The following is a 12,229-nucleotide window of genomic DNA, read 5'->3' on the forward strand; positions in this document are numbered from 1 at the left end:
ACCGACAATGTTGGCTTAAGACTTAACGTTACTAGAGGGTCACCCTCTGGTCCGCTATTCCAAAACCCGGAGATGCGCTACCAAGCTGCGCTATTCACCGACAATGTTGGCTTAAGACTTAACGTTACTAGAGGGTCACCCTCTGGTCCGCTATTCCAAAACCCGGAGATGCGCTACCAAGCTGCGCTATTCACCGATATGTTGACTTCAGAATTGACGTTAACTAGAGGGTTACCCTCTGGTTCGTGATTCTTACACTTCACAGTGCGTGACTAGCACGCGATCTACTGAGGAGTTTTCCTCGTCAACGAATGAGTATATTACGGATTCTCTATTTGAACGCAAGCCATTTTAGATAACTTTCTTTCACTTTAAGTTCGTTTGACTAAAACATCATCGACGGGCGACAAAGTGTGAGCAAAAACACACCAACCCACACAAAATCGCAACTTAATAACAACATTTGATCCAGATCAGTGCTGCATATTTAACCTGAGATTACTTTAATCCCTGTCATCTCACTTTGTCTGACGGAGGAATTATGGACTTTTGGCTTGATCTCCTATTTGGTAATGCGGTAGGTCTGTCTTCGATGATTGTGATCTTTGGTGCCCTAGGTCTTATGCTGTTCTACGGCGGTTTCATCATTTACAAAGTGATGAACGACAAATCTCCTCACTAGAATCGCTTAGCCCTATTCAGAGAATAGATATTCGCTATGCACCGAAGTAGATACTTTTTCTGCTTCGGTTTTTTCTTTTTGTTAGTTCCTCTCTTGATCACTCTCTTGGTCTATTAGGTATAATGACAGTATTGTATTTCTACTCTGATATAACGTTATGTCTGACGATGATGACTTCGCGCTATTCCAAGCAATGATGGGCGACGTAAAGCCTATCGAGCAAAATACTGCCGAACACCAAAAACAGCACCAAGTCACCGAGGCGCAATTAGCTAAACGTGAAGCGGCTATTTGGCTTACCGACCATGATCCAGAGTATTTATCACTCGACCATACAACGATGCTAAAACCCGACGACATGATTGAATTTAAACGCGATGGTGTTCAAGAAGGTGTCTACCGGAAACTGCGTTTGGGAAAATACCCCATTCAAGCACGCCTAGACCTGCATAGGAAAACGCTCAAAGAGGCGCGTGACGAAGTACTTAAATTCCTTAAGCAGTGTATGAGCATGGACATTCGCACTGTGGTGATCGTTCATGGTCGTGGTGAGCGTTCAAATCCACCAGCATTGATGAAAAGTTATGTCGCTCAATGGCTAATGCAAATTCGCGATGTGCAATGTGTTCACAGTGCCCAGCGGTTCCATGGTGGTACCGGAGCGGTTTACGTCATGCTACGCAAAAGTGCCGATATGAAACTCGAAACACGCGAACGGCATCAAAAGCGCTTGGGATAATTCAACCAGCAGTGCTAAACTTACCTTTGCAGCCTAAGGGGCTGCTTTTTCTTTTTCTAACGCCGTTGTGAAACGTAACTTAAGGCAACAATAACATGTCACAAGATTCCGCTAAGCGCTTAAATAAATTCATCAGTGAAACTGGCTTTTGTTCACGCCGAGAGGCCGACAAATTAATCGAACAAGGTCGCGTCACTATTAACGGCCAAGTGCCTGAAATGGGAACCAAAGTGGTACCTGGTGATGATGTCTGCATTGATGGCAAACCAGTCAGCAATAAAGAGAAGCTCATCTACATTGCACTGAACAAACCAACCGGTATCACCTGTACTACCGAGCGCGATATCGCTGGTAATATCGTCGATTTTATTGGCCATCAAAAACGCATCTTCCCTATTGGTCGTCTCGACAAACCTTCTGATGGTCTAATCTTTCTGACCAATGATGGCGATATCGTCAATAAAATCTTACGTGCAGGTAACAACCACGAAAAAGAGTATGTGGTTCGTGTTGATAAACCGATCAGCGATGACTTTATTAAGAAAATGGGAAATGGGGTCAATATCCTCGACACAGTGACACTGCCTTGCAAAGTGAGCAAAGAGACCAAATACTCATTTCGCATTGTGCTGACTCAGGGGTTAAACCGTCAGATCCGTCGGATGTGCGAGGCCCTTGGTTATGAAGTGTTCAAGCTGCGCCGAGTTCGCATCATGAACATCACCTTAGATGGGATTCCCAACGGCCAATGGCGCTACTTGAGTGACAACGAAGTTGCCGAGATTCTGGCGATGTGCGAAGGTTCAGTGAGCACCGAAGAAGCCTCTAAGATCAATGCTAAAGGGCAACGAATTCGTCGAGCCACCGATGCTAAATTGTTTGACAGTCGTGAAGAAAACCACGATTCAAAAGCACGCCGTAACCAACAACAGCGAACCTTTAAAGGTCAAAATGCTGATGAGTTCCGCCACGCCCCAAACTCAAAAAAAGGTCGTAGTGGAGAAGCAAAAAGCAAACCAGATAGGGGAAGCTTTTTTAAGTCTGACACAAATAAAGCGCCATCACGTCCAATCAACAAGCCACGCAGTGGCGGGACGTTAAGTTTAAAAAAATAGCCGTCATGCTTAAAACGCAAAAGGGAGCCGAGGCTCCCTTTTTAATCAATTCGGTTAAGTTACTGAGTACCGAAGATCTTATCACCTGCGTCACCAAGACCAGGAACAATGTAGCCTTTATCGTTGAGCTTCTCATCAATAGCTGCCGTGTATAGCTCAACATCTGGGTGCGCTTTTTCGAGTGCTTCAACACCTTCCGGCGCAGCAACCAACACTAACACCTTGATTGACTGACACCCTTGCTCTTTTAGCAAGTCGATGGTTGCGATCATCGAGCCACCCGTAGCAAGCATTGGGTCAACAACTAACGCAATACGTTCATCAATGTTTGACGCTAATTTGTTGAAGTAAGGCACTGGCTCAAGTGTCTCTTCATCACGGTAAATACCAACAACACTGATACGTGCACTTGGCATATGCTCAAGTACGCCGTCCATCATGCCAAGACCAGCACGCAGAATAGGGACAACCGTTACTTTCTTACCTTTAATTTGGTCAACTTGTACCGGACCATTCCAACCTTCAATGGTTACTTTTTCCGTTTCAAAGTCCGCTGTTGCTTCATAAGTTAGCAGGCTACCGACTTCAGTAGCGAGCTCACGAAAGCGCTTAGTGCTGATGTCACCTTCTCTCATTAGACCAAGTTTGTGCTTAACAAGAGGATGTTTTACTTCAACAACTTTCATTTCGATCTCCGGATCTAAGGTAAAATTTTATTAAACCTGCAGATTATAAACGATTTCGTCAAAAAATTCTGCTTCTATCGGTAACAAAAAAAGTTACGCAAACGTTTGCTCTTTATCTTTAACCACTGTTAGAATAGCGCCGTTTTCATATCCAACTTTAAAACAGAGGACTTCCCTGTGAGTGCTGATAACACATCTCTTAGCTATAAAGACGCTGGCGTTGATATCGATGCAGGCAACGCGCTTGTTGACCGTATAAAAGGTGCTGTAAAACGTACACGTCGCCCTGAAGTAATGGGTGGTATTGGTGGCTTTGGCGCGCTCTGCGAACTGCCAACTAAATATAAGCAACCTGTGCTGGTCTCGGGCACCGACGGTGTAGGCACTAAACTGCGTCTTGCATTGGATATGAAAAAACACGACACCATAGGCATCGACCTTGTGGCGATGTGTGTTAACGATTTAATTGTTCAAGGCGGAGAGCCGCTGTTCTTCCTTGATTACTACGCCACTGGCAAACTTGACGTTGATACCGCAGCTGACGTGGTTTCTGGTATTGCTGACGGCTGTGTTCAGGCTGGCTGTGCACTGATTGGTGGTGAAACAGCAGAAATGCCGGGCATGTACGAAGGCGAAGACTACGACGTCGCTGGCTTTTGTGTCGGTGTGGTAGAAAAAGAGCAAATTATTGATGGTACTAAAGTAGCCGCGGGCGATGCGCTTATCGCTGTAGGCTCTAGCGGTCCACATTCAAATGGTTACTCGTTAATCCGTAAGATCCTTGAAGTTTCTGGCGCTGATAAAAACGAACTGTTAGCCGGCCGCACCATCGGTGAGCACTTACTAGAACCAACCCGCATTTATATTAAATCCGCCCTTAAAATGATTGCAGAGCACGATATCCACGCGATCTCGCACATTACTGGTGGTGGTTTTTGGGAAAACATTCCTCGCGTACTGCCACAAGGCACTAAAGCTGTCGTCGATGGAAACAGCTGGGAGTGGCCTGTCATTTTCAATTGGCTACAAGAGAAAGGCAACGTCACCACACACGAAATGTACCGCACCTTTAACTGTGGCGTTGGTCTTGTGATTGCCCTACCAAAAGATCAAGCAGATGCTGCCGTTGCCCTATTAAAAGCGGAAGGCGAAAATGCATGGGTCATCGGCGAAATCGCAACAGCTCAAGCCGGCGAAGAACAAGTAGAGATCAAATAAGCATGAAGAGTATCGTTGTTTTAGTTTCCGGAAATGGCACCAACTTACAGGCGATCATTGATGCCTGTAACAGCAATATCACCAACGGCCGTGTCACCGCTGTCTTTTCAAATAAAGCCAACGTTTATGCGCTAGAACGCGCAGAAAAAGCCGGTGCAGGTGCACACTTCCTCGATTCTAAAGCATTCGATACTCGTGATGCTTTTGACCACGAGTTAATGAAGCAGATCGATGAGTATGCTCCCGATGTCATCGTCTTAGCTGGTTATATGCGGATTTTGAGTGGCGAATTTGTCCGTCATTACATGGGCCGAATGATCAATATTCATCCGTCACTGCTGCCCAAATATCCTGGTCTTAATACTTATCAACGTGCTATTCACGCGGGTGATGAAGAGCATGGTACCAGCGTTCACTTTGTCACAGAGCAACTTGATGGTGGGCCGGTTATCTTGCAAGCCAAGGTGCCAATTTTTGACGAAGACACAGTTGAAACACTCACAGAGCGCGTGCAAAACCAAGAACACCGAATTTACCCTATGGTGGTAAAATGGTTGGTTGAAGAGCGTTTGACAATGAAAGACGGCAAAGAAGCCTACCTTGATGGCGAGCGACTCGGTATGCATGGTTACGCGCAAGAGTAGTCGCAACAAATCACGACCCGAGGCGAGCGTTTGCTCGCCTTTTTTGTCTTTGTTACTACAGCGCTTGATTGAGCCGCAATCTGTGCAACTCGAACGTTGGGTAAATTGGTTAGATTAACATCAGATCAAGCTAAGCCTTGCGCTAGGACAAGTGAACACTTTGAGTTTCCAACACAGGGTGTGTATATTTTAGAGCAGTTATCATTTATTGGAGTGGAAGTGATGCAAGTATATGACTGTTGTGGACTCGTTCGCGAACTTTATGCACAAATTGGCAGTGGCGATCAAGGCTACATCCCACAAGCAATCACATGTGCGGTCAAAACGCTCAACGATATTGCTGCGGATGAATCTCTAACGAAAGAGACTCGCGAAAGAGCAGCTTTCGCGGCGGCAAACTTACTGATTTCCGACTTCGAGGACAAGTAATGAACCTAGCAAACTTCGAGTCTATGGATCCGGTGATGCTAATGAGCATCGTCAATATGAAGTTACGCGATGACTTTAACGGAGACTTAGATCAACTGGCGACGTTCTTTGACATAGACCGAGACGCCTTAGAGAGAAAACTCGCAACCGCAGGGTTCGACTTTCTTGTCGAGGTTGGCCAGTTTCGTTAATTGTGCACTTGCCTAATCAATATAAAAAAACCGCCATTCCGGCGGTTTTTTTATGATTATCGGCTTACTCTTGGTCGAAGAAGTCGTCTTCTTCAGTCAATTCAGTTTCGCTTGCCACTTTTGATTCGGCAATACGGCGCGCTTTTTTCTCAGCGGCTTGCTTAGCCAAACTCTCTTCACGTTCAACACGAACTTTACGCGCTTCACCTTTGCGCTCGTTGCGCGTTGCTTGGTTTTGCACAAAGCCCGCTAGTTCTGTTTCAGCCCAGACTTGCGCCTCGGCTTCCGTAGCAAAGCCCGTTTCACGTTTTGATACAGCGGTCTTACGCGACGTCACTTGACGGGTGATCTCTGCACACCATCCATTGCGCTTTTCGGTCACACGGATAGCAAATTTTTTATTGTTCGACATAGTTATTTCCTAAGGGATTGTTGAGGGATATAGCCATCCCTTGGCAAGCGCGGTATTAGAGCATAATTACATCAACAATACTGCAAAAAATTTAATAAAAAAGCGCCGATTATTTAATCGACGCTTTTAATTGGTGGCAACTTTTTAGTCTCAGCCTAGGTTCTTACGCGCGTTTTGGAACATGCGCATCCAAGCACCATTCTCGCCCCAACCTTCTGGAGCCCAAGAGTTAGCAACCGTACGGAATACTCGCTCTGGGTGTGGCATCATGATAGTTACGCGGCCATCTTGAGTCGTTAGACCCGTAATAGCATTTGGCGAGCCGTTCGGGTTGTTCGGGTATTGCTGAGTCGCATTACCGTGGTTATCCACGTAACGAACTGCAACCGTGCCTGACGCTTCAATCGCGGCTAGGTGGTCAGCATCACGTACTTCTACGCGACCTTCACCATGAGAAACTGCGATTGGCATGCGAGAGCCTGCCATGCCATCGAAGAATACAGAATCAGATTTCTGTACTTCCACTAGGCTAAAGCGAGCCTCAAAACGCTCAGATTCGTTACGAACGAAGCGTGGCCATAGGTCTGCACCTGGGATTAGCTCTTTCAGGTTTGATAGCATCTGACAGCCGTTACATACACCTAGAGAGAACGTATCATCGCGTTGGAAGAAGCCTTCAAACTGGTGGCGCGCTTGCTCGTTGAACAGGATTGATTTAGCCCAACCTTCACCCGCACCAAGTACATCACCGTAAGAGAAGCCACCACACGCCACTAGACCTTGGTACTCTTCTAGAACCGCTTGACCGGTTAGGATGTCGCTCATGTGAATATCGGTTGCTTCAAAACCTGCACGGTCAAACGCTGCAGCCATCTCAACATGAGAGTTAACGCCCTGCTCACGTAAAATCGCCATCTTAGGTTTAGCGCCCTTATTTATCATAGAACCGGCAATGTAAGGTGCTGCAATGTCTTGGTTCACATCAAAGCTTAGCTTAACGTTTAGGCCTGGATCTGAATTGTCTTTCTTCGCTTCATGCTCTTGGTCAGCACATGCTGGGTTATCACGTAGACCTTGCATCTTATGCGTAGTCTCCGCCCAGATAGTGCGCAGTTCAGTACGATTACGCTCTAGAACTACCGTGTCACCAGAAGTAATCACGAGCTCATCAGATGCTTCTACTGAGCCGATAACATGAGAACATGCCTCAAGGCCGTTTGCTGCAAGAGTAGAAAGTACCGCGTCTAGGTCTTCGTTCTTAACCTGAATTACCGCACCTAGCTCTTCGTTAAATAGCGCAGCTAGAGCGTCATCACCTAGGTCAGCAATATCTGCTTTCACACCACAATGACCTGCGAATGCCATCTCAGCCAGAGTCACCAATAGACCACCATCGCCCTTATCGTGGTAAGCCACGACTTGATCGTTAGCGACTAGAGTTTGAACGCCTTGGTAGAAACCTTTTAGTTGTGCTGCGTTGTCTACGTCTGCTGGCTTGTCACCAAGCTGCTTGTAAACCTGCGCTAGCGCCGTTGCGCCTAGACGGTTTTGACCGTTACCTAGGTCGATAAGAACAAGGCTAGTATTGCTTTTATCTGTGCGAAGCTGAGGTGTGATTGTCTTACGCACATCTTCAACACGCGCAAATGCAGTAATCACGAGAGATAACGGAGATGTTACTTCTTTCTGCTCGCCATTCTCTTCCCACTTGGTCTTCATCGACATTGAGTCTTTACCCACTGGGATAGTCAGACCAAGTACTGGACATAGCTCTTCACCTACCGCTTTCACCGCTTCGTAAAGACCGGCATCTTCACCCGGGTGACCTGCTGGAGACATCCAGTTAGCCGATAGTTTAATGTGTTTAATATCGCCAATGTTGGTTGCTGCGATGTTAGTGATTGCCTCACCTACCGCAAGGCGTGCTGACGCGCCGAAATCAAGAAGAGCAACTGGCGTACGCTCACCCATCGACATCGCTTCACCGTGGTACGTATCGTAACTTGCTGCCGTTACCGCGCAGTTTGCTACTGGCACCTGCCATGGGCCAACCATTTGGTCACGAGCCACAAGGCCTGTCACCGTGCGGTCACCAATGGTAATAAGGAAGGTTTTCTCAGCAACAGTTGGCAAACGCAGTACGCGGTCTACCGCTTCGTTTAGCTCAATACCGCTACGGTCAATGGCCGGGTTATTGGCTTTGAGTGTTTTCGCGTCACGATGCATCTTCGGCGTTTTGCCCAATAAGATGTCCATTGGCATGTCGATTGGCGTATTGTCGAAGTGTGAATCTTCCAGTTTCAGATTGCGCTCTTCTGTCGCTACACCGACGACGGCGTATGGTGCACGCTCACGCTTACAAATTGCATCAAATACTTGCATATTTTCTGGCGCAACAGCCATTACGTAACGCTCTTGAGATTCATTACACCAGATCTCTAATGGGCTCATACCCGGTTCGTCGTTTGGTACATCACGTAGCTGGAAAATACCGCCACGTTCGCCATCATCGACAAGCTCTGGTAATGCATTCGAGATACCGCCCGCACCGACATCGTGGATAAACGCGATTGGGTTCGCATCACCTAACTGCCAACAACGGTCAATCACTTCCTGACAACGGCGTTCCATCTCTGGGTTTTCACGCTGTACTGAAGCAAAATCTAGGTCTTCTGCTGATTGACCAGATGCCATTGAAGAAGCGGCACCGCCACCTAGACCGATGTTCATGGCAGGACCACCAAGAACAATAAGACTTGCTCCTACTGGGATCTCTTTCTTTTGTACGTGCTCGTCTCGGATATTCCCCATACCACCAGCAATCATAATTGGCTTGTGGTAACCACGCACTTCAACACCGGCGTGAGAATTGACTTTTTCTTCGTATGTACGGAAGTAACCTAGTAGGTTTGGACGACCAAATTCGTTGTTGAACGCCGCGCCACCAAGAGGACCTTCTAGCATGATGTCTAGCGCATTAACAATGCGACCCGGCTTACCAAAATCGGTTTCCCATGGCTGTTCAAAACCTGGAATACGCAGGTTAGAGGTTGTGAAACCAACCAAACCAGCTTTTGGCTTACCACCAATACCGGTTGCGCCTTCGTCACGTATTTCACCACCAGAACCTGTTGAAGCACCCGGCCAAGGAGAGATCGCGGTTGGGTGGTTGTGGGTTTCCACCTTCATTAGGATGTGCGCTTTCTCTTGGTTGTAACCATATTGGCGAGTTTCTGGATTCGGGAAGAAGCGGCCCACATCAGAACCGACCATTACCGCGGCATTGTCTTTGTATGCAGACAGCACGTTATCAGGCGTCACTTCAAAGGTATTTTTGATCATTTTAAACAGAGACTTCTCTTGCTTGACGCCGTCGATAGTCCAGTCTGCGTTGAAGATCTTGTGACGGCAGTGCTCTGAGTTCGCCTGGGCAAACATCATCAGTTCGATGTCTGTCGGGTTACGCTCAAGTTTGGTGACAAAGCTTTCTAGTAGATAATCAATCTCGTCCTCTGCCAGAGCCAGACCTAAGGAAATGTTGGCATCTTCAAGCGCTTTACGACCACCGAAAAGCAGATCCACGTCTGCAACTGGTGCCGGCTCTGCGACTTGGAATAGTGCTTGCGCTGAATCGAAATCAGTAAAGATCATTTCCATCATGCGGTCATGTAAGATCGCTTTAAGCTCAACCAATTGAAGCTTAGAAAGTTCTGTTGATGATTCGATGTAATAGGCAGTGCCGCGCTCAAGACGGACGACTTTGGTTAACCCGCAGTTGTGCGCAATGTCGGTCGACTTAGAAGACCAAGGAGAAATAGTGCCCGGACGTGGCGTTACCAGCAGCAGCAAACCCGTTGGTTGGTGCTCTTCAATTGTCGGACCGTAAGTTAACAGTTTTTCCAATTTTTGCTGTTCCGACGCATCAAGGTCGACAGACAGATCGGCAAAGTGGGTAAACTCAGCGTAAACGCCCGTTACAGGCAGGCTTAATTCACGACAAAGCTCTAGAAGCTTACTAACACGAAACTCAGATAGAGCTGGGGAGCCACGCAAAATTCTCATGTGCTTAGGTCTCTTATGCAATTGATTAAGGTAATATTGGAATAAATTCAGTGAGTTACTGTTTTTCTTCGAAGCTATTGCCGAAGGTTTACAAACCTATGCCGATTCCACCTCTTCACTTGCGAGCGCATTATAAAGCAATTACTTTTGTGATGTAACACCAAAAGCAACCGTTTGCGTCATTTTTTTTGTCAAATTTGAAATACAACCAACATCTAAAATTAAGCGCCCTTATCTCGAACAGGTACGGATTGACTTGCCTTGTTATACCACTTTGATATAAATGCCCTATTGAATGCATGAGAATGTCGTTAATGAAAAAGCATTGCCTAAAACAACTGACATCCTTCAGCGCACTGATCGTTTCCGTGTTACTGATGGCAGGTTGTCAAATTGAGTCTGATCCAAAGAGTGAATTAGAACTTATCAAAGAGCGCGGCGTCTTGCGCGTCGGCACACTCAACAATCAACTCTCTTACTATATTGGTCCTGACGGCCCAGCGGGTCTTGACTATGAACTGGCACGTGAGTTTGCCAACGAACTCGGTGTGCAGCTCGAAATGAAGCCCGCTTATCGTATCTCGAGCCTTTACCCTGCCTTACAACATGGTGAAATCGACATTATTGCCGCAGGTCTAACCCAGTCACCGGAACGCCTAAAAGCGTTTCGCCCTAGTCCTTCTTATTACTATGTCAGTCAGCAAGTGGTGTATAAAAAAGGTCATTGGCGGCCACGAACGCTCGAACAGTTACTTAAAAAACAGGCGCAACTCATCGAAGAAAATAATGGCGAAGATGTACTACGCATTGTGAGTGACTCACATTTCAATCAAAGCTTGTCCGAGATTCAGGCCAAGCATCCTGAGTTTTCTTACGATATCGACCCAAATGCTGATGTGAATGATCTGCTCAAAGCGGTTTCTGATGGCGACTTACGTTTTACCGTGGCTGACTCGGTCGAAGTGTCCCTGTCCCAGCGTATCTACCCCGATATCGCTCTTGCCTTTGAGCTCACCGAAGATCAACCAATTTCTTGGCTTTTGCGCCGTTCTCAAGACGAAAGCTTGTATGGCTTGCTGATTGAATTCTTTGGCAGTATTAAGCAATCAGGCCACCTAGCGTCATTGGAAGAAAAATACATCGGACATATCAGTAGTTTTGACTATGTCGATACCCGTGCTTTCATTCGCGCTCTTGATTCCAAGCTGCCGAAGTGGTCACCGCTGTTTAAAAAATATTCTGACGAGTTTGATTGGCGGCTAGTGGCTGCATTAGCGTACCAAGAATCTCATTGGAATCCGCTCGCTAAATCGCCAACCGGTGTCCGTGGCATGATGATGCTGACCTTGCCAACCGCGAAAAGCGTTGGCGTGACCAATCGATTAGACCCAGAACAATCCGTGCGTGGCGGCGTTGAATATCTACGTCGCATTGTCACCCGCATTCCTGACTCGATTGAAGATCACGAGAAAATTTGGTTCGCTTTGGCCTCTTACAATGTTGGTTACGGCCACATGATGGACGCGCGACGCTTAACCAAAAAGCAAGGAGGCAATCCAAATGCTTGGTCTGACGTCAAAGATCGCTTGCCTCTACTAAGACAGAAAAAGTACTACAGTCAGAGTCGTTACGGCTTTGCCCGTGGTGATGAGGCGCGTAACTACGTTGAGAATATTCGTCGCTATTACCAAAGTATCATTGGTCATGTTGAGCAGCAAACGGTCAACGATGAAGACAATGATATCAATGATCTAGCTGTAATTGAGTTTGTAGAAGAGGCAATCGCAACGACTGACGTTAATGAAGACAATGCAAATGATGGTGAAGAAGAAATTGAACAAGATGTGATTGAAAAATAACGCCCTGTTCCAAGTGTGTCTTTCAAGTAACGAATTGACATACTTGACTTCTTGGCATTAAAGCCATAAATAGTAAAAGTATTGACCATCTTGTGCGGTTGTTCTTAAAACTGTCACAAAGCTTCGGTACAACGGAGCGATAAAGACGGTTTCAGTGCGTTTGAAGCCGCAACGCATTTGTTCTTACTTTAA

General features: G+C 46.6%; 12 protein-coding genes. 9 read left to right on the forward strand and 3 right to left on the reverse strand.

Annotation, left to right across the window (positions count from 1 at the left end):
- The 4 genes from CDZ87_RS06580 to rluF all read left to right on the forward strand — a co-directional run.
- Positions 1–249, forward strand: a 249-nt coding sequence (locus CDZ87_RS06580; RefSeq protein ID WP_157806454.1) for a hypothetical protein, incomplete at its 5' end; no start/stop codon positions are given.
- A gap of 292 nt (positions 250–541) precedes the next feature.
- A complete protein-coding gene (locus tag CDZ87_RS06585; RefSeq protein ID WP_005476401.1) occupies positions 542–682 on the forward strand; it encodes a DUF3149 domain-containing protein in 141 nt (46 codons plus the stop codon).
- Positions 683–839: 157 nt separating this feature from the next.
- Complete coding sequence (smrA, locus tag CDZ87_RS06590; protein ID WP_100752756.1) at positions 840–1,421, forward strand: DNA endonuclease SmrA; 582 nt, start codon at positions 840–842, stop codon at positions 1,419–1,421.
- Between the two features lie 95 nt (positions 1,422–1,516).
- Positions 1,517–2,536, forward strand: coding sequence for a 23S rRNA pseudouridine(2604) synthase RluF (rluF, locus tag CDZ87_RS06595; RefSeq protein WP_100752757.1), 1,020 nt, complete (start codon positions 1,517–1,519; stop codon positions 2,534–2,536).
- 59 nt (positions 2,537–2,595) lie between these two features.
- Here rluF and upp read toward each other — a convergent pair whose 3' ends face one another.
- Positions 2,596–3,222, reverse strand: a complete 627-nt coding sequence (gene upp / locus CDZ87_RS06600; protein ID WP_100752758.1) for a uracil phosphoribosyltransferase — start codon at positions 3,220–3,222, stop codon at positions 2,596–2,598.
- A gap of 177 nt (positions 3,223–3,399) precedes the next feature.
- Here upp and purM point away from each other — a divergent pair, with 177 nt between their 5' ends.
- The 4 genes from purM (at position 3,400) to CDZ87_RS06620 (ending at position 5,704) form a co-directional block, all read left to right on the forward strand.
- Complete coding sequence (purM, locus tag CDZ87_RS06605) at positions 3,400–4,440, forward strand: phosphoribosylformylglycinamidine cyclo-ligase (protein ID WP_038177205.1); 1,041 nt, start codon at positions 3,400–3,402, stop codon at positions 4,438–4,440.
- A gap of 2 nt (positions 4,441–4,442) precedes the next feature.
- On the forward strand, positions 4,443–5,084 hold the full coding sequence (gene purN, locus CDZ87_RS06610; protein ID WP_100752759.1) for a phosphoribosylglycinamide formyltransferase: 642 nt from the start codon (positions 4,443–4,445) through the stop codon (positions 5,082–5,084).
- Between the two features lie 222 nt (positions 5,085–5,306).
- The gene (locus tag CDZ87_RS06615; protein WP_038177209.1) at positions 5,307–5,513 is read left to right on the forward strand and encodes a YaeP family protein; all 207 of its coding nucleotides are present in this window, start codon (positions 5,307–5,309) and stop codon (positions 5,511–5,513) included.
- Positions 5,513–5,704, forward strand: a complete 192-nt coding sequence (locus CDZ87_RS06620; protein ID WP_038177210.1) for a DUF4250 domain-containing protein — start codon at positions 5,513–5,515, stop codon at positions 5,702–5,704. The genes CDZ87_RS06615 and CDZ87_RS06620 overlap by 1 nt, the downstream gene beginning before the upstream one ends.
- Positions 5,705–5,768: 64 nt before the next feature.
- Here CDZ87_RS06620 and CDZ87_RS06625 read toward each other — a convergent pair whose 3' ends face one another.
- Entirely contained in the window at positions 5,769–6,116 is a 348-nt protein-coding gene (locus CDZ87_RS06625) for a DUF3622 domain-containing protein (protein ID WP_100752761.1), read from the reverse strand.
- 150 nt (positions 6,117–6,266) lie between these two features.
- Positions 6,267–10,178 (reverse strand): phosphoribosylformylglycinamidine synthase, encoded by a 3,912-nt coding sequence (gene purL / locus CDZ87_RS06630; protein ID WP_100752762.1) that lies wholly within the window; start codon positions 10,176–10,178, stop codon positions 6,267–6,269.
- A 314-nt stretch (positions 10,179–10,492) separates the two neighbouring features.
- Here purL and mltF point away from each other — a divergent pair, with 314 nt between their 5' ends.
- A complete protein-coding gene (gene mltF / locus CDZ87_RS06635) occupies positions 10,493–12,037 on the forward strand; it encodes a membrane-bound lytic murein transglycosylase MltF (protein ID WP_100752934.1) in 1,545 nt (514 codons plus the stop codon).
- Positions 12,038–12,229: the final 192 nt, after the last annotated feature.

This window comes from Vibrio salilacus, from assembly GCF_002811245.1.
GTDB classification, from domain to species: Bacteria; Pseudomonadota; Gammaproteobacteria; order Enterobacterales; family Vibrionaceae; genus Vibrio; species Vibrio salilacus.